The following is a 21,175-nucleotide window of genomic DNA, read 5'->3' as shown; positions in this document are numbered from 1 at the left end:
TATGGTATAATATCTCCAGAAAGAGTCGGGGCGTAGCGCAGGGGAAGCGCGTCCGTTTGGGGTGCGGAAGGTCGCTGGTTCGAGTCCAGTCGCCCCGACCACTTTTTTAATCGGGGCGTAGCGCAGTTGGCTAGCGCGCCTGCTTCGGGAGTAGGAGGTCGCTGGTTCAAGTCCAGTCGCCCCGACCACTTCTAAGCAATGAAAAAGTATATCCATGCTTATATTTCAGGGATAGTCCAAGGAGTTGGATTTAGATATTTTGCCTATAAATGGGCAAAAAGATTAGGTATTTCTGGGTATGTGAGAAACCTAAGAGATGGAAGAGTAGAAGTTGAGGCTGAAGGAGAAGAAGATGTTCTGAGAGAATTTATTAAAAAATTAGAGGAGGGTCCTTTAGGAGCGGTAGTTGAAAGAGTTGAAGTTATCTGGGGAGAATGTAAAAATAGATTTATGGACTTTGAAATAAGGTGAGAAAAAATGTATGATTACGAATGGTATGTGGATTTGGTTGCAGAAGATCAATTGCACTGTTATAAGATAGAAGAAGTCATAGTAGATTTAGTATCTCCTTATCAAAGGATACAAATTATTAAGAATCCTACTTATGGTAAATGCTTAATAATAGATGGTAAAATGCAATCTACTGAAAAGGATGAGTTTATTTATCATGAGGTCCTTATTCATCCTGCCTTAATATTACATCCTAATCCTCAAAAGGTTCTTGTTATAGGGGCTGGAGAGGGAGCAACCTTAAGAGAGTTATTAAAGTATGAGAATGTAAACATTACAGCTATAGAAATAGATCCTAACATAGTAGATTTTGCTGAAAAATACCTCTGGGAATGGCATCAAGGAGCTTTTAGGAACGAAAGGGTGAAGTTAATTTTTGAGGATGGTTGGAATTTTGTTAGAGATACCTGTGAAAAATTTGATATAGTAGTCCTTGATTTACCAGAGCCTTATCCTGATACCCCAGCCTATAGATTATATACCGAAGAATTTTATAAGATGATTTATCATATCCTTAACCCTTCAGGAATAGTAGTTACTCAGGCTGAAACTGTTCAGCTAGGGCAGGAATATAAACATTTTAACATTAAAAAGAATTTTTCTGCAGTTTTTAAGAGTTCTCACTCTTATCAAACTTTTATTCCCTCTTTTGATGGAAGTTGGGGTTTCCTTATAGGTTCAAGAGATGAGTTAAATCCTTTTAAGCCTGTAGAAGTTATTAATGAATTGATTGGTAAAAAAATAAAAGGTGAATTAAAATATTACGATGGAGAGACCCATAATCATCTTTTTCATTTGCCTAAGTATCTAAGAAAATTGATCTAAAAGCCTTGAGTTTTAAAGATTTTGATGCTCCAAAATATAAATATAAAAGAAAAAGTTTAGTTGAGATTTTAAAAAATGAGGGTATAAAATCTCAAAAAGTGTTAGATGCTATTCTTAAAGTACCAAGGCATATCTTTGTTCCTTCTGAATATTTGGATCTTGCCTATGAGAACGAAGCTTTACCTATAGGATATGAACAAACTATTTCTCAACCTTATATTGTGGCTTTAATGACAGAAGCCTTAGATCTTAAAGGTGATGAGAAGGTTTTAGAGATAGGAACAGGATCTGGATATCAGACTGCTATACTTGCAGAACTAGCTAAGGAGGTTTATACCATAGAAAGGATAAGAGAATTATCTGAAGAAGCAAAGAAAAGAATAAAACTATTAGGGTATAGTAATGTTTATTTCAAAGTGGGAGATGGGACCTTAGGATGGGAGGAATTTTCCCCTTATGATAGAATTATAGTTACGGCTGCTTCTTATGATATTCCGAATCCTTTAAAAGAACAGCTGAAAGATGGAGGAGTGATGGTTATACCTATAGGAGGAAGAGATTTTCAGTATTTGTATAAAATAACAAAAAAAAATGGAAATTTTTATAGAGAAAATTTAGGTGGGGTGAGATTTGTTCCTTTGAAAGGAGAATATGGATGGAAAGATTAAATAAAGTGGGTAAGCTTGAAATTTTAAGAAGAGAGGCAGAGGGTTGTAGAAATTGTTCCTTGTGGCAGGAAAGGACTAACTTAGTTTTTGGAGAGGGTAATCCAGATGCTTTTATAATGTTTGTAGGAGAAGCTCCAGGCTTTCATGAAGATCAACAAGGAAAACCTTTTGTAGGAGCAGCTGGAAAACTTCTTACAGAGCTCATAGAATCCATAGGACTTAAGAGAGAAGATGTATATATAGCCAATGTCTTGAAATGTCGTCCTCCTAATAATCGAGAACCTCTTCCTGAAGAGATAAGAGTATGTTTTCCCTTCTTGAGACAGCAAATTGAGATTATAAATCCCAAAATTATATGTACCTTAGGTAGGTATGCTGCTTATGCCATATTAGGACATTCTGTAAATATTTCTACGTCTCATGGAAAGGATTATTACGTGGATGGAAGAAGAGTTTTTGTTACTTATCATCCTGCAGCAGCTCTTTATCATGGTAAACTTCTTGAAAATATTAAAAAGGACTTTGAAAAACTAAAAGAATTATATGAAGCAGTGTTAAAATCAGAAAAAGAGCAGAATTTACCTAATAAAAAGGAGAAAGAACAGCTTTCTTTCTGGTAGACAATTAAAAACTTGTGAAAGGGGATGATTATCATGGATAAGGAATCCATATTAAAGGGATTAGATGGTTTTTCGAAATTGGCAAAGCAGGATATGTTAATGAGTGTTCATACTGAAAATCCTGAATATTGGAGAAAAAATGCCGAAGCAAGACATGATAAATATAAAGAGTTATATAAGTTAGTGGAAGAGGTAGGCTTAGATATGGCTATTGAGAAGACTATTGAGGAGTATAAAAGTCTCAAGGAGGAAAATGATCCCGTAGCAAGGGGTAAAAAAAGAGCTTTAGAAAGTTTTTTTGTCTTAGTAGGAATAGATCCATCTCAACTATAAATTTTGGTTTAGGTGATTAATACATGAGTTTTGTGCATTTGCATGTGCACACAGAGTATAGTTTGCTCGATGGAGCTTGTCGTATTGATGAATTAATAGACCAAGCTGTTGCTTTTAATATGCCTGCTGTAGCTATTACTGATCATGGAGTAATGTATGGAGTTGTAGATTTTTATAAGAAGGCCATAGAGAAAGGAATAAAACCTATTATTGGATGTGAGGTATATGTGGCTCCAGCTTCAAGATTTGATAAAAAACAAAGGACTGATCTTTTTCATTTAATTCTTCTTGCAAAGGACTTTGAAGGTTATAAAAATTTAATAAAGTTAGTGAGCTTATCTTTTTTAGAGGGATTCTATTATAAACCGAGGGTGGATAAGGATTTATTGAGACAATATTCCAAAGGGCTTGTTGCTTTATCAAGTTGTTTAGCTGGTGAAATACCAACTTACATTTTACAAAACAATATAGAGAGGGCAAAAAATGCAATAAAAGAGTACTTAGATATTTTTGGAGAGGATTTCTACTTAGAATTGCAGAATAATGGGATGGAGGAGCAAGAATATGTAAACAATTACTTAATTAGGCTTGCTAAAGAATTTAATGTTCCTCTCGTGGCAACCAATGATGTTCATTATCTTAGAAAAGAAGACGCAGAGATTCACGATATACTCCTCTGTATACAGACAGGATCTAAGTTGAATGATAAAGATAGATTAAGATTTAAAACTAACGAATTTTATTTTAAGTCTCCTGATGAGATGATAAACCTATTTAAGGATGTGCCTGAAGCTATAGAGAATACTTTTAAAATTGCTGAAAGATGCAATGTAGAAATTCCCCTTAACAATATCATCCTTCCTGTATTTGAAGTTCCAGAAGGCGAAACCTTAGATTCTTATTTTGAGAAGTTATGCTGGGAAGGTGCAAAGAAGAGGTTTGGAGAAAATATTCCTCAGGAGATTAAAGAGAGATTATCTTATGAGATCTCAGTTATAAAACAAATGGGGTTTTCAGGTTATTTCTTAATTGTTCAGGACTTTGTTAATTATGCAAAAAGTAAAGGTATTCCTGTGGGACCTGGGAGAGGATCAGCAGCTGGCTCCTTGGTTTCTTATGTTTTAGGTATAACTAATATAGAACCTACAAGATGGGGTTTAATCTTTGAAAGGTTTTTAAATCCTGAAAGGGTAACGATGCCAGATATAGATATTGATTTCTGTTTTGAGAGAAGAGAAGAGGTTATTGAATATGTTAGAAATAAATACGGAAGGGAACATGTAGCTCAAATTATAACCTTTGGAACTATGGCTGCAAGAGCTTCTGTAAGGGATGTGGGTAGAGTTCTTGATGTACCTTATAATGAGGTAGATAGAATAGCAAAACTCATACCTCCAAATACTAGTATTGAAGAGGCTTTAAGCACTTCAGAAGAGTTAAGAAATTTGGTAGAAAGCAATCCACAAGCTAAAAGAATCATAGAAATTGCGAAGAGGATAGAAGGTAATGCAAGGCATGCATCAATTCATGCTGCAGGAATAGTAATTTCTAAGGATCCTTTAATGGAATACGTTCCTTTGCAAGTTATGAACGGTAATGATGTGGTAACTCAGTTTCCTATGACTAATTTAGAAGAATTAGGACTTTTAAAGATGGACTTTTTAGGGCTAAGAACTCTTACTGTAATTTACGATACTGTTAAGAAAATTAAAGAAAATTATGGTATTGAAATAGATATCAGTAATATTTCTCTAACTGATGAAAAAGTATACGAGCTTTTGCAAAAAGGAGACACTATTGGAGTTTTCCAGTTAGAAAGTAGGGGTATGAGAAATCTTCTAAGGGATATTAAACCTGAAAAATTTGAAGATCTTATAGCAGTTCTTGCCTTGTATAGGCCTGGTCCTCTTGGTAGATTGGAGAGTTATATAAAAAGAAAAAGGGGGGAAGAAAAGGTTGAATATATGCATCCTGCATTAGAACCAATACTATCTGAGACTTATGGAGTAATAATTTATCAGGAGCAAGTTATGGAGATTGCTCATAAACTTGCAGGATTTACTTTGGGTCAAGCAGATGTTTTGAGAAGAGCAATGGGTAAGAAAAAGCCAGAGGTTATGGAGGAACAGAGAGGGATTTTTGTAAAAGGGGCTGTAGAAAGAGGAATACCAGAAGAGGTAGCAGTAGAAATTTTTGAGGATATGGCAAAATTTGCAGAATATGGTTTCAACAAATCTCACAGCGCAGCTTATGCCTTTGTCTCTTTTCAGACAGCTTATTTAAAAGTTTATTATCCCAAGGAATATATGGCATCACTCCTTACGAGCGTTAAAAACAATACTACTAAGCTAAGTAAATATATAGCTGAGGCTAAAAGAATAGGTATAAAGATATTGCCTCCAGATATTAATGAAAGTATGGTAGATTTTACAGTTACCCCACAAGGGATAAGATTTGGCTTATCAGCTATTAAGAATGTAGGAGAGAATGTGGCAGAAGCTATAGTGGAGGAAAGAGAGAAAGGTAAATTCAAGTCTATCTTTGATTTTATAAAAAGATTGAGTTCAAAGGTCATTAACAAAAGGGCTTTGGAAAGTCTCATAAAGAGTGGAGCTTTTGATAGTTTTGGATATAGTAGGAGGGCGCTTTTGGCTAATATAGATAAGATTCTTGAATCTGCTCAAGTGATAAAGAAAGCTCACGTAGGGCAGGTTTCTCTTATTGATTTAGAGGCTCTACCTCAAGATGAATTTATAAATAATATGCCTGAATTTTCTATAGATGAAATTCTTGACATGGAAAAAGAAATGTTAGGATTTTATGTATCTTATGATCCTCAAGAGGAATTGAGGAAACTTTCAGAGAAACTCTTTGATTATACCATTGATGATCTCCTCGAAATAGAATCTGGTTCTCAGGTGGTTGTTCCAGGTATCTTGAAAAATGTGAGAGAAGTTATTGATAGAAAGAATCAAAAAATGCTTTTTGCTACCCTTGAAGATTTTACTGGAGAGGCGGAAATTACTGTGTTTTCCAGTGTATATAGTAATCATAAGGATATTCTAAGAGAAGGTAAAAAAGTAATTATTAGTGGAAGATTAGAAGTTGATAAGGATGAGTCTGAAGAGAGAATAAAAATAATTGTGGATCAGGTAGGAGATTTAGAGGGAAATATTTTGCTGATTCAATTGGATAACAGAATTGGTTATGAAGTACTATTTAGAATAAAGGAAATTTTGAAAAATAAGAAAGGACTTGTTCCTGTAATCATAAGGTTTGATGAGAATGCTATTCTTACAGCTCCAGATTTTTGGATTACTTATGATGAAGAACTTAAGAAAAATTTAGATAATCTTAAGAAATATGGGATCGAATGTAAACTTGAAAGTATGCAAAAACTTTTGTGATTTATGGTAAAATAATTAAAATTTGTATTTTATTAGGAGGGGACATGTTCAGGGATTGGTTTAAAAAAGATGAGAAAAATAACTCAAGAGATATTCCTGATGGTTTATGGATAAAATGTCCTCAGTGTTCTCAAATTATATACTCTAAAGATTGGAATGAGAACTATAAAGTTTGCATTAAATGTGGTTATCATGACCAGTTGACCGCATGGGAAAGAATAGATCTGTTAATAGACTATGGAACTTTCAAAGAGATATACAAGAATGTTGCTCCAGTTGATATTTTGGGATTCACTGATACGAAGCCATATACTCAGAGATTAAAGGAAGCTCAGGAAGCTACAGGGTTAAAAGATTCCATTCTTGCTGGACAAGGAGAAGTTAATGGTATTCCTATTTATATCATGGTCATGGATTTTAGATTTATAGGTGGAAGTATGGGATCGGTAGTAGGAGAGAAAGTAGTGAGGGTTGTTGAAAGAGCAATAGTTGATAAATTTCCTGTGGTCTCTGTAATTGCCTCAGGTGGAGCAAGAATGCAAGAAGGTTTATTTTCGCTTTATCAAATGGCAAAGACCAGTGCAGCTATAGGGAGACTTAGCAAAGCTAAGATACCTTATATAAACATTCTTACTCATCCTTCTACCGCGGGGGTTCTTGCTAGTTTTGGTTCGCTTGGAGATGTAATTATTGCAGAACCAGGAGCTTTAATTGGGTTTACAGGACCAAGGGTTATTGAGCAGACAATAAAGCAGAAACTTCCTGAGGGTTTCCAAAAGTCTGAATTTCTTTTAGAGCATGGTATGATAGATATGGTTGTAGAAAGAAAGAAACTTAAAAGTGTATTGTATTCCATACTAAACCACCTATGGAGGAAGGTATGGTAAATAAGCTGTCGCCATGGGAGAGAATCTTAATAGCAAGGCATCCTAAAAGACCTACTTTTACTGATTTTTTGAATGAGCTTTTTGATAATTTTTTAGAACTTCATGGTGATAGACTTTTTGGAGATGATCCTGCAATAATTGCTGGTTTTGGAAGTTTTGAAAATGAGAGTGTAGTTATTATAGGACAGGAGAAGGGAAAGTCTATTCAAGAGAAGATGAAAAGAAATTTTGGTATGCCCCATCCAGAAGGATATAGGAAGGCTTTGAGAGTTATGAAGTTGGCAGAAAAATTTTCTCTGCCTGTTATCTCTTTTATTGATACTGCTGGAGCTTATCCAGGAATAGGGGCAGAAGAAAGGGGACAGGCTTGGGCAATTGCTAATAATTTAAAAGAAATGTCCCTCTTAGAAACACCCATAATTGTAGTAGTTTTAAGTGAGGGCGGAAGTGGAGGAGCTTTGGGAATAGGTGTTGGAGATTATATTATGATTCTTGAGAACGCTTATTATTCTGTAATCTCTCCTGAAGGATGTGCTTCTATCTTATTTAGAGATTCTTCTAAGGCTCCCGAAGCTGCTGAGGCTTTAAAGATTACTTCTGAAGATCTTTTGAAATTAGGACTTGTAGATGAAATTATTCCAGAGCCTAATGGTGGAGCTCATGAGGATTTCCTTGGTACTGTCGAAAATCTAAGAAAAGCGTTAAGTAGAGTTTTGAAGAAGTATAAAAATAAAGAGACAAGGGTCCTTCTTGAAGAAAGATGGATAAAATTGAGGAGTTATGGTAGATTTGTTGAGGAGGAAGAAAAATGATTAGAAGAATTGGAGTGCTTACAAGTGGTGGAGATGCTCCTGGAATGAATTCTGCTATAAGGGCTATTGTAAGGTTTGGAATATCTAAGGGAATAGAAATTATAGGGATAGAGAGGGGATATCAGGGTTTAATTGAGGGGGAATTTAAGGTATTATCAAGAGATGATGTAAGCGAGATAGTTCAAAAAGGTGGTACTATCTTACGTACTGCAAGATCGGATGAGTTTAGAGAAGAAGAAGGTCAGAAGAAAGCCATTGAAAATATGGAAAAACATGGATTAGACGCTTTAATAGTGATCGGAGGAGAAGGTTCTCTTAAGGGTGCCTATGATCTTTTTAAAAAGGGTATAAATGTGGTGGGAATTCCTGGCAGTATTGATAATGATGTGTGGGGTACTGATTTTTCTATAGGGTTTGATACTGCCTGCAACAATGTAATAGATGCGATAAACAAAATTAGAGATACAGCCGCAGCTCACGAAAGAACCTTTGTTATTGAGGTCATGGGTAGAGAGTGTGGCTTCATAGCCTTTACTTCAGGACTTGTTAGTGGTGCAGATATAATTCTTATTCCAGAAGTTCCTATTGATTTTCCATATATTACAGAAAAACTGAGAGAAAGGCAAAAAAGGAAAAAGAGACACAATATTATTGTAGTAGCAGAAGGTGTTGGAAGTGCCTATTTTATAGGTAAGCAGATTGAGGATAGGCTTGGAATTTCTACAAGAATAGTTGTTCTCGGGCATATTCAAAGAGGGGGTTCACCCTCGGTTTTTGATAGAAATATGGCTACCTTTATGGGGGTAGAAGCTATAAAGAGACTTCTTAATGGGGAAGGCGGAGTAATGATAGGATGGCAAAAGAATTCCCCTGTTCCTATTTCCCTTGAAGAAGTATCAAAATATAAGAAGAGAGTTCCACCGGAACTTTATTGGGAGGTGGAATGTTTGTGGTAGACTATTGGTGCCGAAGGCCGGAGTCGAACCGGCACGGGTGTCACCCACCCACCAGATTTTGAGTCTGGCGCGTCTGCCAATTCCGCCACTTCGGCACTCTTGATAAATGATAACTTTTAGTATAAGCTTTTGTCAAGATCTAAATCCAATTGAAGAAAGGGGAAATCTTTGGTGAAAAGGTTATTTTGTCCTTGGAGGATAAAGTATGTTGTATCAGAGAAAGAAAAGGACTGTATTTTTTGTAAAAAACTTTTAGAAAATAAAGACGAAGAAAATCTAATTCTGTTGAGGGGAAGGTTTAATTTTATCATATTGAATCTATATCCTTACAATAACGGACATCTCATGATTGTGCCTTATGAACATACCAATGATATTACTAAATTGGATACTGAAACTCTTATGGAAATGATGAGATTTCTTCAATTGTCTGTCAAAGCTTTAAAAGAGACCATGAATCCTCACGGGTTTAATATAGGTTTCAACATAGGAGAAGTAGCTGGAGCAGGAATAGCTGAACATTTGCATATGCACGTAGTTCCAAGGTGGAATGGGGATACTAACTTCATGTTTGTTTTAGGTGAAACAAAGGTAATTCCTGAAGACTTGCAGAGTACATATAAAAAACTAAAGCCAGTTTTAGAGAAACTATATGAAGAAGAGAAGAAATCTCAAGAGTCTTCTTAGGTATATCTATCTTAAGTTACTCAGATTTAAAGATCCACCTGAAAAAATCGCTTTAAGTTTTAGTATAGGCGTTTTTATAGGTATTTTTCCAACCTTTGGGGTTGGAGGAATCTTAGTGATATTGATTTCTTATATTTTCAAACTAAATTATTTAGCAGGGCTACTTGGAACTTTTATAATGAATTATTTTACCTCTCCATTCTTTTGGGCTTTGAGTTATTTTGTAGGAGATTTTATTTTAACTGGTAAGTTTGAATGGCGAGGGTTTGAGAGGGGAAGCTTTAAGGTTTTTGCCATATCCTATTTATTGGGAAACTTTATTGTATCAACTGCATTTTCAGTAATTTCTTATCTTGTTGTAAAGAAAATAGTAACAACTTATAGAAAAAAAAGAGGAGGGCACAAACCCTCCTCTTCTTAAATTTTTTACTTATTAAAGAATGTCTTTACACTTTCATAAAATTCTGGATCAACATTCTTTGTCTTTCCTTCAATCAGGGTTATATCTACTGGTACTAAATCATTTCCTTTTACAGCTACAAATAGTCCGGATTTTCCTTCATGTACCAAATCTACAGCTTTTTTACCAAGAAGAAGTCCCATGATTCTATCTCTTATTGAGGGACTTCCACCCCTTTGAAGATGGCTTAAAATTACCGCTCTAGTCTCAATTCCTAAGTTTTTCTGTATCTCTTCAGCAAGAACATTTCCTACACCACCTAAGCGGATATGACCAAAGGCATCGACCATTCCTTCTTGACCTTTTTGATAGGTAAAGCCTGGAAGTTGTACTCCCTCTGCAATGGCTACAACTGCATGATTTCTTCCTCTGGCGTAGAGTTTTCTTATATGGTTGTAGAGATCTTCAAGATTTGGTTCTACTTCAGGAATTAAGATATAATCTGCGCCACCTGCAAGTCCTCCATAAAGGGCTAACCATCCTGCATGTCTCCCCATTATTTCTACCACAATAACTCTGGCATGAGATCTTGCAGTATCTCTAAGTCTTTTAATTGCATCAACAACTACCTCAACGGCAGTATCAAAACCAAGGGTATAATCAGTCTCTTCTAAGTCCTTATCAATGGTCTTTGGAACACCAATCATGGGAAGACCAAGTTTACTAAATTTTGATGCAACTCCAAGGGTATCCTCACCACCTATGGCTATTAAGGCGTCTAAGTTTAATTTTTTAAAGTTTTCAATACATTTTTGGACGTCTTCTTCCTTTTTAAAAGGATTTGTTCTCGAACTTCCAAGAATTGTTCCACCAACTTCAAGAATATCCTCCACTATATCCAAGGATAATGGCATCGTATCTGCTTTGATAAGTCCAGCCCATCCATATTTTAGACCTATAACTTCATCCCCGTAATCCAATGCCCTCATTACGATCCCACGAATAGCTGGATTTAATCCTGGACAATCTCCTCCACCTGTTAGTACACCAATGCGCATTTTGCTCATTTTTCCTCCTCCTTTTTAAGAGTTTTTTTTGATTAATTATGATTTTATTATTTAGAATAAAAATTGACAAGCTTTTTAAAGGTTGTTAGACTTTATAGACATGTCATAAATAAATCCTTGAGGGGTAGGAAAAAAATGAATAAAAGAGTTATTAGGAATAATAAAGATATCACATTAAATCATTATTTGAGATTGTTTGTTTTTGCTTTTTTGCTTTTAATGGTCTTTTTAGTTCCTATTGCACAACCTATTTTTCTTAAATTACACGATATATCTGAGATACCTAAGGTAACCCTTATTAGAGTATTGGGCAGCTTTGCTTTGTTGTTATGGGCTGTTTGGACGTATATTTTAAATAAAAGATTGAGATTACCTCCCAAAATTGTTTCTGCTGGAATTTTTCTATTCTTAATCTCTTGGGGTTTATCTACCATATTTTCTACTAACTTCTACTTGAGTTTCTTTGGTTCATACATGAGACAAATGGGATTTTTAACTTATTTTTTCTATTTTGCTACTTTTTTTCTTCTTTACGATGTTATAGAAACTCATACAGAATTAAGATATTTCTATTGGACTATTGTTATTACTACAGTTGTTGTTGACTTCTTTGGAGCATTGCAACTGTATAGATTAATGCCTTGGTATGAGAGAGTAAGAACAGAATCAAGAATAATTTCCACTTTAGGACATGCTGATTTTTTGGGACACTTCTTGGTAATGGTGATGCCTCTTATTTTGGCTCTAATATATCAGGTAAAAAACTTATGTTTGAAGATTTCTCTTTATTTTTTATTTTTACTATCTTTTTTAGTTCTTCTTGGAAGTTATACTCGTGGTGCTTGGGTTGCTTTTTTGGTTGGGATTATATTTTATTACGCTTTTGTGTTGTTGAAAGAGAAAAAATTCTTTACTTCTAAAAACAAGATAATAACCTTGGCTTTAGTTTTAGGTTTAGGCTTTACTGTTGGTATTTTTTATATCAGTGAAACAAAGTTGTACCTTGAGAGAAAGGATGTAGGGTTATTTTCTCTTAAAGAGAGATTTGAAAGTATAGGAGCTGGCCTCGGAGTAACTCAACAAAACCCAAGGGTCTTGACTTGGAGAGATAGTGTAAGACTTTTTGAAGATAAGATTTTAAAATCGCCAAGAATAATATATGGATTAGGTCCAGAAACCTTTTCCTTTAATTTCACCCCTTACAAATCCTTAGATTTAGCAAGATATGATAGAGGAAAGGGATATCCTGATAGAGAGCATAATGAATTTTTAGATATACTCTTTCCTCAAGGTCTTTTTGGTTTATTCTCCTTTATTTTTATCATAGTGAGTGTTTTCTTCTATAGTATTAAAAATTACCACCATATTAATCCCGAAAATAGAATTCTTTTCTTAGGAGCTCTTACAGGATGGATCTCTTTTTTGGTGCAGGGACTTGTTCTTTTTGGTTTATCTGCGACTTATCTATACTTCTGGATATTGACCGCCTTTATTATGATATTTTTTAAGCTGGAAAAGAAAGATTCTGTATGGGAAGTTTCTCTTTCTTCTTTGGCTAGATTATTTATTCTAATATTGTGTATCTTCGTAAGTATTTTCAGTATAAAGTTCTCTTTGCAATTTTTTAGAGCAGAAATTTATTATAGATATGGATTGGACTATATAAATTCTGGCGAAGTTGGAAAGGCAGCTGCCATATTAGAGGAGGCAATAAAATTACGCCCTCAAGAAACAGCTTTTCATGAGGCAGTAATAAAAGCATATTTAGGGATTATGGGAGGGGCTGAAAATGAGGATATTAAAAAGGAGGCTTTCATAAAGGGAGAGAGCCATATTAAAGGGCTTTTGGAAAATGCTTATTATAAGTCGTTAACATATAATCTTGTGGGAGCTTTTTATGCTCAAGCTTACCATTATCTAGGAAGAAAAGATGAGACCCTAATTAAAAAAGCGGAAGAATATTTAAATGAGGCTTTATCCTATGATAGATATTGTGTTCCTCCTATGGAAAATCTATTGAAAATGTATTCTACTGATTTGAAGAATGAAGAGAAGGCTCTCGAGATAGCTGAAAGAATTCTTGAGATAGATTCTTACCATGTTGAGGCAGCAAGCTACGCTGCAAAATTTTATTTCCAAGAGGGAGATTTTGAAAAAGCTAAAGAAATTTACGAAAGACTTTTGAGCATAAATCCTAATGATAAAAATATATTATTTAACCTTGGATTAGTTATGTACAGATTAGGTGACTTAAATAAGGCAGAGGAATATCTTTTGAAAAGTTTGAATATTGACCCTACCTACTCAAATGCTTTAGAGCTCTTGAGAGTCATTTATAAACAACTGGGTAAAGAGGACAAACTTAAAGAAATAAAAATAGATGAGAGAGTTTATATCCAAAGGGGGCTTGAAGCTTACAAGAATAAGGATTATAACTCGGCTTTTGATTATTTTAAGAAGGCTCTTGAACTTAAGCCTAATTCTCCTGAGATTATGAATAATATAGGAGCAGTTCTTTTTATGTCAGGCAGATATGATGAGGCTATCTTATGGTTTAAAAAAGCTTTAGAAACTAAAAAAGATTATGTACAAGCTTACGGAAATTTGGTCTATGCCTATCTTCAAAAAGGAGATCTATTTTCTGCAGAAGTTGTGTTAAATGAAGGGTTAAAATACGCTCCTAATGATGCAAATTTAAGAGAATTGAAAAATAAATTAGAGGAGCTTAAAAAGGAGAGGAGACAATGAAAAAAGTTGAATTAACTGAACAAGCATTAATGATTCTTGAGAAAAGGTATCTGAAAAAGGATGAGAATGGTAATGTAATTGAGACTCCTGAGGAGATGTTTGAAAGAGTAGCAGAGACCATTGCAAAGGTGGATTTGATTTATGATCCTAATGCAGATGTAGAAGCTGTAAAAGATATCTTTTATGAAATGATGTCTTCTCTGGAGTTTTTACCAAATTCTCCTACTTTGATGAATGCAGGAAGGCCTTTAGGCCAACTTTCAGCATGTTTTGTAATACCTATTGAAGATTCCTTAGTGAGTATCTTTGATGGCCTGAAGTATGCAGCTTTAATACATCAGTCAGGTGGAGGTACAGGTTTCTCCTTTTCTAAAATTCGTCCTAAGGGAGATATCGTTAGAAGTACAGGAGGAATAGCTTCAGGACCGGTTAGTTTTATGAAAGTATATGATGCGGCAACAGATACTATAAAACAGGGTGGTGTTAGAAGAGGGGCTAATATGGGAATTCTTCGGGTAGACCACCCTGATATCTGGGAATTTGTAACCTGTAAGGATCAAGAAGGTGTCCTTTCTAATTTTAATATTTCTGTAGCTGTAACTGATGGTTTTATGGAGGCAGTGTTGAATGATGAAGAATTTTCTCTTATAAATCCTCGGAATAAAGAAGTGGTTAAGAGGATAAGGGCTAAAGAGCTTTTTGATCTTATAGTAGAGCAAGCATGGAAGAATGGAGAACCTGGTGTAATATTTATAGATGAGATAAATAGAAAAAACCCAACACCCGAAGTTGGAGAGATAGAGTCTACAAATCCTTGCGGTGAACAGCCCTTACTTCCTTTTGAATCTTGTAATTTAGGTTCTATAAACCTCGGCAGAATGTTGAAAAAAGTTGGAGATAAGTATGAAATAAACTGGGATAAGTTAAGAACTACTGTACATAATGCAGTACATTTTTTGGATAACGTTATTGATGCTAATTTTTACCCGTTAAAACCTATAGAAGAAATGACTAAAGCAAATAGAAAGATAGGGCTTGGAGTAATGGGTTTCTATGACTTATTGATAAGGCTTGAAGTACCCTATAACACTAAGGAAGCAAGAGATATTGCAGAGAATATTATGAGTTTTATTCAAAAAGAGGCAAGAGAAGCATCGCAAGAACTTGCAAAAGAAAGAGGAGTTTTTCCTAATTGGGATAAGAGTATTTATAGGGATATGGGGTTGAGATTGAGAAATGCAACTCTAACTACCATTGCTCCTACAGGAAGCATAAGTATCATTGCTAACTGTTCATCAGGTATAGAGCCTATTTTTGCTCTTGCCTTTAAGCGTAAAATAAGTCTTGGTGAGTGGAATGAAGTATATCCATTATTTAAGGAGGCATTGATTAAAGAAAACCTATATTCTGAGGAATTAATAGAAAAGGTAATTCAAAAAGGCACTATTCAAAATATAACTGAGATTCCTGAAAAACTTAAAAGGTTATTTGTAACTGCTTTAGATATCTCTCCAGAAGATCATGTGTTAATGCAGGCATCTTTTCAAAAATATGTAGACAATGCAGTATCCAAAACAGTAAATTTGAGAGAGGATGCCACCTTGGAGGATATAAGAAAGATATATCTCATGGCTTACGAATTAAAACTTAAAGGAATAACAGTTTATAGAGATAAATCAAGAGCCTCTCAAGTTTTGGCGGTAGAAAAAGAAAAGAAGGAAACTAAGGAGAGAGATGCTCATAAGCTAATTCCCAGGCCAAGGCCAACGATTACAAAAGGCGCGACTATAAAAATGAGGACAGGTTGTGGAAATTTATATATCACCATAAATGAGGATGAATTTGGTATATGTGAAGTTTTCTCAACTCTTGGTAAGGCAGGAGGATGTGCAGCATCTCAAACAGAGGCTATATCCAGGCTTATATCCCTTGCATTGAGGAGTGGAGTTGATGTAAATGCTATAATTAAACAATTAAAAGGAATAAGATGTCCTAATCCAGCAAGAACAGAAGATGGAGATCTTATTCTCTCTTGTTCTGATGCTATAGGAAAAGCATTGGAAAAATATCTCAATCTAAAAGAAGGAAAAAACAACACTCTCAATGATTTCATAGTAAGAAGTGAGGAGAAGACAGAAAAGAGCGAGAATTATTCTGGAATGCCTTGTCCTGAATGTGGATCGCCTTTGCAAGTTGCAGAAGGGTGTTTAACTTGTAGGGTTTGTGGATATTCTAAATGTTATTAAATTAAAGGAAGCCCCTTGGGGCTTCCTTATTTTTTTGGTCTTATTTCTGATATCCCTATATAAGGTTGAAGAGCTTTAGGAATTAGAATACTTCCGTCTTCTTGTTGATAGTTTTCAAAGATAGCAATTAACGCTCTTGAGATAGCAATAGCTGTGCCGTTAAGCATATGTACGTATTCTACTTCTCCAGTGACTCTTCTAAATCTTATATTTAATCTTCTTGCTTGATAGTCAGTACAGTTTGAACAGCTCGTTACTTCTCCAAATTCTCCTCTTCCTGGCATCCATGCTTCGATATCAAATTTTCTGGCAGCAGGGGCCCCAAGATCTCCAGAACAAATATCTAAAACTCTATAAGGAATCTCTAATTTTTGAAAGATTTTCTCTTCTAAGCCCAGTATATACTCATGCATTTCTTCAGAATCTTCTGGTCTACATATTATAAATATCTCGGCTTTGCTAAATTGATGTACTCTGTACAATCCTCTATTGTATCTACCATAAGCACCAGCTTCAGTTCTAAAACAGTGAGAAAAGCCTAAGTATTTTAGAGGCAGATCAAGCTCGTCAAGTATTTCATCTTTATGATACCCTCCAAGGGTTATCTCTGCGGTAGCTATTAATCCTAAATCTGTATCTTCTACTCTGTATATTTGAGCTTCAGGTCCACGAGGTTGAAATCCAATACCATCTATAATTTCCATTCGAGCTAAATCAGGAGTTATAAATAATTTAAAACCCTCTGGAAGAAGAGTATCTATTACTAATCTAAATAAAGCAAATTCTAAAAGTACTGCTTCGTTTTTTAAATAGTAAAAATTAGATCCTGTAACTTTACTTCCTCTCTCAAAATCTACGAGATCGTTTAATAATGCAAGATCTAAGTGATCCTTAGGAGTAAAATTGAATGTTTTTATCTCTCCCCATTTTTTTATTTCCACGTTGTCTTTTTCATCTTTCCCCCTTGGAGCTTTAGGAGAAAGGAAATTGGGAAGTTGCCAAAGTCTTGAAAAAAGTTCTTTTTCTACATTATCATATTCTTTTGCTAATTCTTCTATTTTTTCTTTTAAGATTTTTGCCTCTTTTATGAGTTTTTCTCTTTCTTCTCCTTGATGTTTTCCTATCTCTTGGGATATCTTGTTTCTTTGAGCTCTTAAATTGTCCAGTTCCTTTTGTAAAGATCTTCTTTTTGCATCTAATTCTATAATGTAGTCTACGTCATATTTTTGAGGATCCAAATTCCTTAGTATAATGTTTTCTTTCATAATTTCTGGATTTTCTCTAAGGATTTTAATGTCAATCATTCTTGTACCTCCTTTGCTTATTGGAGTATATTTTGTAATAAAAGAATAAGATTTGCAAGGGATAATGTATAGAATAGTACTTTTTCTTGGAGACTGTTGGTTCTAAATATCCTTAAAGAGATTTTCCATTTTACTGGATAAAAGGGTCTTATCCCTTGGTAGGTAAAGGAGTCTCCGATTATATGGCCTAAATACCCGATATTGATGCCTGTATAGAAACCATTATAGAAATAACTGAGATTTAGTGGAAGGTTTTTAAGGTTGTTAATATAAAATATAGAAAGTAGTATGTTTAAAAAGGTCAAACCTGTCAAGCTATGTAGGAGACCCCTATGTTCAAAAAGTGGTTTTAAAAGAGAATTAAAAATGAGGTTTAATATAAGTAAAACTCCTATAAAGATTAAAAGGAAAAAAATTGATTTTTGTGCAATGGTATTTAGAGTAGATTTGAGATCTAAAAAAGTGAAAAGGGAGAAAGATAAAATAAAACTTAGTAATGGTATTAACATGTTTAATAAGGTCTTTGCAGGCAAGATTCTTTTAGAGATTTCAGACTTTGGCGCATCAATATCTGGAATAAATGTTCCTACCAGGGTTCCTACGGATATACCTAAACCCCATGGGGTTAATATTTCTTGAATAGGAATATTTGAAATTCTTAAAATTGCTTGCAAAAGTAGCATATTTAATGATATGTGAGTCTTATATATCATGCTGTTTAATATTTCCTCCTTATGTGTTATATTTATAAAGTATAACAGGAAATTGGTAAAAAATCATATTATATGGGGGGAAGACTGTAATGACAATAAACTTAGCAAGAATTCTGGACTTTGTTATTTTTGGAGTAATAATAGTCTTTCTTATATTTTTGTATAGACTTTTAAGCTCTTCACAGGGGAAGATTGCTGATATTTATGAAATTCATAAGAAAATAGATGAACTTTCTGAAAAAGAGGAATATTTAAGCAGAGAAGTAAGAGAAATAACAGATATTATTAGAGCTTTGAGAACTCAAGAATTGGCATTAATGGAAGAGATCAAAAAAGTTACTGAAAAACAAAGCTCAACCATAAATTTGCAAGAATTAGAGCAGAAAATAAACCTATTAGATAAAAAACTTACAAGAATATTAGAAATATTAATGTCCAAATAAAATTCCCCTCTTCCCCTAAATTCTTTTCAAGAAGAGGGGAATCTATTAAAATTAGCTTCTGTTTTTGAGTTTTAAGATTTCTCCAAGAGTTAGTGGGGGCGGAGTATATTCGTTTAAGTATTTTCTCATTTCTTGCTCTAATTTTTCTCTCATCAAAGCCTTGATAGAAAGGTGTATTCTTCTTGTTTGGGGATTTATTTTAATTATTTTTGCCTCAATTTCTTCGTTTTCTTTGAATTCTACTTTTTCATTTTCTTTTTCAAAAGAAAGCTGAGTATTAGGTAAAAATCCCTCTATGCCGGGTTCTAACTCTACGATGTAACCATCTTTTATTTTTTCTACTATTTTTCCTTTAATATTTTGTCCTTCTTTATATTTTTCATTTATGTCTTCCCAGGGATCTTTCAATAGATCTCTTCTACTTAAAGTTAGTTTTTTATTTTCTTTATCCAGGTCTATAATCTTTACTTCTAGTGTATCTCCAATTTTAAACTTTTCAAATAGGTCATTTGTTCTCTCCCAGGAAAGGAACTTTTTGGGTATGAGCCCCTCGAGTCCTGGCTTGATTTCAATAAATATTCCAAATTCCGTAATATTTGTTATTTTTCCCGAAACAATATCGCCAATTTTATAATTTTTATCAATCACATCCCAAGGATTTGGTTCCACCTGTTTCATACTTAAAAATATTTTTTTATTTATCTCATCAATATTAAGGACTTTCAATCTAACTTTGTCTCCAATTTTTAGTTCATTTTTTATGTTTGAAGGTCTTCCCCATGAGATTTCACTAACAGGTATATAGCCTATTAAATTATCAACCTTTACTACAAGTCCTCCTGCAATTTTAATTATTTCTCCCTCTACAATGGAGCCTTCTGGATACTTTTCTTTAAATACCGACCATGGGTTAGGCTGAGTTTGCTTGATGCTTAATTTGGCAGTTTTACTATCTTCATTTAGAGATAAGATTTTAGCCTTTACAATATCTCCTACACCGTAATATCGCCTTATATTTCTAATAGGAAACCAAGAAATTTCGTCTTTTTCTACTTCTCCTGTAATTCCTAATCCTAAATCTACGGTGATTTTCTCATCGTCAATTTTTATTATCTTTCCTCTCACGATTTGGGAATTTTTTATTTTTTCCCAGAGATTTGCTCTTTCTTCTTCTTGCTTTTTCTCAAGAATCTCTCTTACAGAGATTATTAACTGTTTTTTTTCAGGATTTATCTTTTTAATTTTTCCTTCGACTCTTCGATTTATATAGTACTTAGGGGAGTTAATAGGAGGAATATCAATTTCCTTTGCTGGAATAAAACCTTCTATTTCATTCTTAATTTCCACAATAAATCCTCTACCATTATAATCTGTGACTTTGCATTGAATAGGCTCGTTGTTTTGGTATGCCCATAAGAGTTCTTCCCATATCTTATTTTCTACAGCTTTTTTATGGGAAACAGTAATGATTCCCTCTCTATAGTTTATAGATGTTATTACTACTGGAATGTTATCTATATCTTTATTCTTTTCAAGCTTCACTTTTAGGTCTTTTGATAATTCACTATAGGGTAGGAAAGCATCGTACTTTTTACCAATATCCAGCCATAATCCATCCTTGTTTTTGCTTAGTATATTTCCATATACTAAACTATCAATGGAAAGAGATAAATCGGTTTCTTCAAGTTTTATGTCTGAAATTTCTTCCACAATTTTTCCCTCCTTTCTGTAAAATTATATACTTTTCTTCAATTATAACATAAAATACTTGAAAACATAAAAAAGATGCCTCTTGACTTACCACTAATTTATGGGTATACTTTTCAATGGCTCGCCGAGGTAGCTCAGAGGCAGAGCAGCTGATTTGTAATCAGCGGGTCGTGGGTTCGAATCCCTCCCTCGGCTCCATATAGGTGGGGAGGTACCCAAGTGGCCAAAGGGGGCAGACTGTAAATCTGCTGGCGGGTGCCTTCGGGGGTTCAAATCCCTCCCTCCCCACCACTAAAGGATCGCGGGGTAGAGCAGCCAGGTAGCTCACCGGGCTCATAACCCGGAGGTCGAGGGTTCAAATCCCTCCCCCGCAACCAATTGAGCCCACGTAGCTCAGTTGGCAGAGCGTACCCTTGGTAAGGGTAAGGTCACCGGTTCGATCCCGGTCGTGGGCTCCACTAAAATTTTGCCTCTTTTTTATTTAGTGGTTTTAGGATATAATCTGAGAAAATTTTTAAATTAATTTATCCTTAGGAGGAGATAAAGGATGGCGAAGGAGAAATTTGTAAGGACGAAGCCACATGTGAATATAGGTACGATAGGGCATGTAGACCATGGGAAGACGACATTAACTTCAGCCATAACGATGGCATTAGCTGCGGAAGGGTTAGCGAAGCCATTGAAGTACGAAGACATAGACAAAGCGCCTGAGGAGAGGGCGAGGGGAGTGACGATAAATTTAGCGCATGTGGAGTATGAGACGCCCAACAGGCATTATGCGCACATAGATGCGCCAGGGCATGCTGACTATATAAAGAACATGATAACGGGTGCTGCGC

At 34.7% G+C, this 21,175-nt stretch carries 19 protein-coding genes and 7 tRNA genes; 21 read left to right on the top strand and 5 right to left on the bottom strand.

Annotated features, from left to right (window positions below; all coding sequences use genetic code 11):
- Positions 1-26 precede the first annotated feature (26 nt).
- The 11 genes from ACP5QL_RS00130 (at position 27) to pfkA (ending at position 9,018) form a co-directional block, all read left to right on the top strand.
- Positions 27-101 (top strand) — tRNA-Pro (locus ACP5QL_RS00130).
- Positions 102-111: 10 nt separating this feature from the next.
- Positions 112-188 (top strand) — tRNA-Pro (locus ACP5QL_RS00125).
- 10 nt (positions 189-198) lie between these two features.
- Positions 199-471, top strand: a complete 273-nt coding sequence (locus ACP5QL_RS00120) for an acylphosphatase (protein ID WP_428124878.1) — start codon at positions 199-201, stop codon at positions 469-471.
- 6 nt (positions 472-477) lie between these two features.
- Positions 478-1,335, top strand: coding sequence for a polyamine aminopropyltransferase (gene speE / locus ACP5QL_RS00115; RefSeq protein WP_272996429.1), 858 nt, complete (start codon positions 478-480; stop codon positions 1,333-1,335).
- Positions 1,336-1,340: 5 nt separating this feature from the next.
- Positions 1,341-2,003, top strand: a complete 663-nt coding sequence (locus ACP5QL_RS00110) for a protein-L-isoaspartate(D-aspartate) O-methyltransferase (RefSeq protein WP_012583746.1) — start codon at positions 1,341-1,343, stop codon at positions 2,001-2,003.
- Complete coding sequence (locus tag ACP5QL_RS00105) at positions 1,991-2,623, top strand: uracil-DNA glycosylase (RefSeq protein ID WP_012583745.1); 633 nt, start codon at positions 1,991-1,993, stop codon at positions 2,621-2,623. Before ACP5QL_RS00110 ends, ACP5QL_RS00105 begins: the two co-directional genes overlap by 13 nt.
- Positions 2,624-2,656: 33 nt before the next feature.
- Positions 2,657-2,956 (top strand): hypothetical protein, encoded by a 300-nt coding sequence (locus ACP5QL_RS00100; protein WP_012583744.1) that lies wholly within the window; start codon positions 2,657-2,659, stop codon positions 2,954-2,956.
- A gap of 23 nt (positions 2,957-2,979) precedes the next feature.
- A complete protein-coding gene (locus ACP5QL_RS00095) occupies positions 2,980-6,363 on the top strand; it encodes a DNA polymerase III subunit alpha (protein WP_428124877.1) in 3,384 nt (1,127 codons plus the stop codon).
- Between the two features lie 44 nt (positions 6,364-6,407).
- Positions 6,408-7,250, top strand: a complete 843-nt coding sequence (gene accD, locus ACP5QL_RS00090) for an acetyl-CoA carboxylase, carboxyltransferase subunit beta (RefSeq protein ID WP_012583742.1) — start codon at positions 6,408-6,410, stop codon at positions 7,248-7,250.
- The gene (locus ACP5QL_RS00085; protein ID WP_012583741.1) at positions 7,244-8,062 is read left to right on the top strand and encodes an acetyl-CoA carboxylase carboxyltransferase subunit alpha; all 819 of its coding nucleotides are present in this window, start codon (positions 7,244-7,246) and stop codon (positions 8,060-8,062) included. The genes accD and ACP5QL_RS00085 overlap by 7 nt, the downstream gene beginning before the upstream one ends.
- Positions 8,062-9,018 (top strand): 6-phosphofructokinase, encoded by a 957-nt coding sequence (gene pfkA / locus ACP5QL_RS00080; protein ID WP_420536153.1) that lies wholly within the window; start codon positions 8,062-8,064, stop codon positions 9,016-9,018. Before ACP5QL_RS00085 ends, pfkA begins: the two co-directional genes overlap by 1 nt.
- Before the next feature lie 5 nt (positions 9,019-9,023).
- Here the strand turns inward: pfkA and ACP5QL_RS00075 are convergent.
- Positions 9,024-9,113: transfer RNA gene (locus ACP5QL_RS00075), tRNA-Leu, on the bottom strand.
- Between the two features lie 76 nt (positions 9,114-9,189).
- Here ACP5QL_RS00075 and ACP5QL_RS00070 point away from each other — a divergent pair.
- Positions 9,190-9,705, top strand: a complete 516-nt coding sequence (locus tag ACP5QL_RS00070; RefSeq protein WP_272996422.1) for an HIT family protein — start codon at positions 9,190-9,192, stop codon at positions 9,703-9,705.
- Positions 9,671-10,126: a DUF2062 domain-containing protein gene (locus ACP5QL_RS00065; RefSeq protein ID WP_273333414.1), complete on the top strand. Its 456-nt coding sequence runs from the start codon at positions 9,671-9,673 to the stop codon at positions 10,124-10,126. Before ACP5QL_RS00070 ends, ACP5QL_RS00065 begins: the two co-directional genes overlap by 35 nt.
- A 5-nt stretch (positions 10,127-10,131) precedes the next feature.
- On the opposite strand, the gene ACP5QL_RS00060 is transcribed toward ACP5QL_RS00065, so the two are convergent.
- Positions 10,132-11,172, bottom strand: coding sequence for a 6-phosphofructokinase (locus ACP5QL_RS00060; protein WP_012583737.1), 1,041 nt, complete (start codon positions 11,170-11,172; stop codon positions 10,132-10,134).
- Positions 11,173-11,307: 135 nt separating this feature from the next.
- On the opposite strand from ACP5QL_RS00060, the gene ACP5QL_RS00055 reads away from it, so the two are divergent.
- Both ACP5QL_RS00055 and ACP5QL_RS00050 read left to right on the top strand, forming a co-directional pair.
- Positions 11,308-13,920: a tetratricopeptide repeat protein gene (locus tag ACP5QL_RS00055; RefSeq protein ID WP_428124876.1), complete on the top strand. Its 2,613-nt coding sequence runs from the start codon at positions 11,308-11,310 to the stop codon at positions 13,918-13,920.
- Entirely contained in the window at positions 13,917-16,166 is a 2,250-nt protein-coding gene (locus ACP5QL_RS00050) for a vitamin B12-dependent ribonucleotide reductase (protein WP_012583735.1), read from the top strand. The genes ACP5QL_RS00055 and ACP5QL_RS00050 overlap by 4 nt, the downstream gene beginning before the upstream one ends.
- A gap of 26 nt (positions 16,167-16,192) precedes the next feature.
- Here the strand turns inward: ACP5QL_RS00050 and serS are convergent, their stop codons facing one another.
- Both serS and ACP5QL_RS00040 read right to left on the bottom strand, forming a co-directional pair.
- On the bottom strand, positions 16,193-17,470 hold the full coding sequence (serS, locus tag ACP5QL_RS00045; protein ID WP_012583734.1) for a serine--tRNA ligase: 1,278 nt from the start codon (positions 17,468-17,470) through the stop codon (positions 16,193-16,195).
- Positions 17,471-17,487: 17 nt separating this feature from the next.
- Positions 17,488-18,153, bottom strand: coding sequence for a metal-dependent hydrolase (locus tag ACP5QL_RS00040; protein WP_272995390.1), 666 nt, complete (start codon positions 18,151-18,153; stop codon positions 17,488-17,490).
- A gap of 119 nt (positions 18,154-18,272) precedes the next feature.
- Here ACP5QL_RS00040 and ACP5QL_RS00035 point away from each other — a divergent pair, with 119 nt between their 5' ends.
- A complete protein-coding gene (locus tag ACP5QL_RS00035) occupies positions 18,273-18,626 on the top strand; it encodes a hypothetical protein (protein WP_272995385.1) in 354 nt (117 codons plus the stop codon).
- A gap of 51 nt (positions 18,627-18,677) precedes the next feature.
- On the opposite strand, the gene ACP5QL_RS00030 is transcribed toward ACP5QL_RS00035, so the two are convergent.
- Positions 18,678-20,336: a S1 RNA-binding domain-containing protein gene (locus ACP5QL_RS00030; protein WP_272995383.1), complete on the bottom strand. Its 1,659-nt coding sequence runs from the start codon at positions 20,334-20,336 to the stop codon at positions 18,678-18,680.
- Between the two features lie 123 nt (positions 20,337-20,459).
- On the opposite strand from ACP5QL_RS00030, the gene ACP5QL_RS00025 reads away from it, so the two are divergent.
- The 5 genes from ACP5QL_RS00025 to ACP5QL_RS00005 all read left to right on the top strand — a co-directional run.
- Positions 20,460-20,534: transfer RNA gene (locus tag ACP5QL_RS00025), tRNA-Thr, on the top strand.
- A gap of 7 nt (positions 20,535-20,541) precedes the next feature.
- Positions 20,542-20,627 (top strand) — tRNA-Tyr (locus ACP5QL_RS00020).
- Positions 20,628-20,636: 9 nt separating this feature from the next.
- A tRNA-Met gene (locus ACP5QL_RS00015) sits at positions 20,637-20,713 on the top strand.
- A 5-nt stretch (positions 20,714-20,718) separates the two neighbouring features.
- Positions 20,719-20,794: transfer RNA gene (locus ACP5QL_RS00010), tRNA-Thr, on the top strand.
- A gap of 89 nt (positions 20,795-20,883) precedes the next feature.
- Positions 20,884-21,175, top strand: a 292-nt coding sequence (locus ACP5QL_RS00005) for a GTP-binding protein (RefSeq protein ID WP_428124875.1), incomplete at its 3' end; no start/stop codon positions are given.

The organism is Dictyoglomus sp. (genome assembly GCF_049968615.1).
In the GTDB taxonomy this organism is placed as follows: domain Bacteria; phylum Dictyoglomota; class Dictyoglomia; order Dictyoglomales; family Dictyoglomaceae; genus Dictyoglomus; species Dictyoglomus turgidum.
This window is presented reverse-complemented; position numbering and strand designations above follow the sequence as displayed.

Bases quoted from the DNA above. Each gene is read 5' to 3' on its own strand.
- ACP5QL_RS00065 (WP_273333414.1), top strand. From the start codon at position 9,671: ATGAAGAAGAGAAGAAATCTCAAGAGTCTTCTTAGGTATATCTATCTT.
- ACP5QL_RS00035 (WP_272995385.1), top strand. From the start codon at position 18,273: ATGACAATAAACTTAGCAAGAATTCTGGACTTTGTTATTTTTGGAGTA.
- ACP5QL_RS00085 (WP_012583741.1), top strand. From the start codon at position 7,244: ATGGTAAATAAGCTGTCGCCATGGGAGAGAATCTTAATAGCAAGGCAT.
- ACP5QL_RS00095 (WP_428124877.1), top strand. From the start codon at position 2,980: ATGAGTTTTGTGCATTTGCATGTGCACACAGAGTATAGTTTGCTCGAT.
- accD (WP_012583742.1), top strand. From the start codon at position 6,408: ATGTTCAGGGATTGGTTTAAAAAAGATGAGAAAAATAACTCAAGAGAT.
- ACP5QL_RS00040 (WP_272995390.1), bottom strand. From the start codon at position 18,153: ATGCTACTTTTGCAAGCAATTTTAAGAATTTCAAATATTCCTATTCAA.
- ACP5QL_RS00055 (WP_428124876.1), top strand. From the start codon at position 11,308: ATGAATAAAAGAGTTATTAGGAATAATAAAGATATCACATTAAATCAT.
- ACP5QL_RS00120 (WP_428124878.1), top strand. From the start codon at position 199: ATGAAAAAGTATATCCATGCTTATATTTCAGGGATAGTCCAAGGAGTT.
- ACP5QL_RS00060 (WP_012583737.1), bottom strand. From the start codon at position 11,172: ATGAGCAAAATGCGCATTGGTGTACTAACAGGTGGAGGAGATTGTCCA.
- ACP5QL_RS00100 (WP_012583744.1), top strand. From the start codon at position 2,657: ATGGATAAGGAATCCATATTAAAGGGATTAGATGGTTTTTCGAAATTG.
- serS (WP_012583734.1), bottom strand. From the start codon at position 17,470: ATGATTGACATTAAAATCCTTAGAGAAAATCCAGAAATTATGAAAGAA.
- ACP5QL_RS00105 (WP_012583745.1), top strand. From the start codon at position 1,991: ATGGAAAGATTAAATAAAGTGGGTAAGCTTGAAATTTTAAGAAGAGAG.
- speE (WP_272996429.1), top strand. From the start codon at position 478: ATGTATGATTACGAATGGTATGTGGATTTGGTTGCAGAAGATCAATTG.
- ACP5QL_RS00050 (WP_012583735.1), top strand. From the start codon at position 13,917: ATGAAAAAAGTTGAATTAACTGAACAAGCATTAATGATTCTTGAGAAA.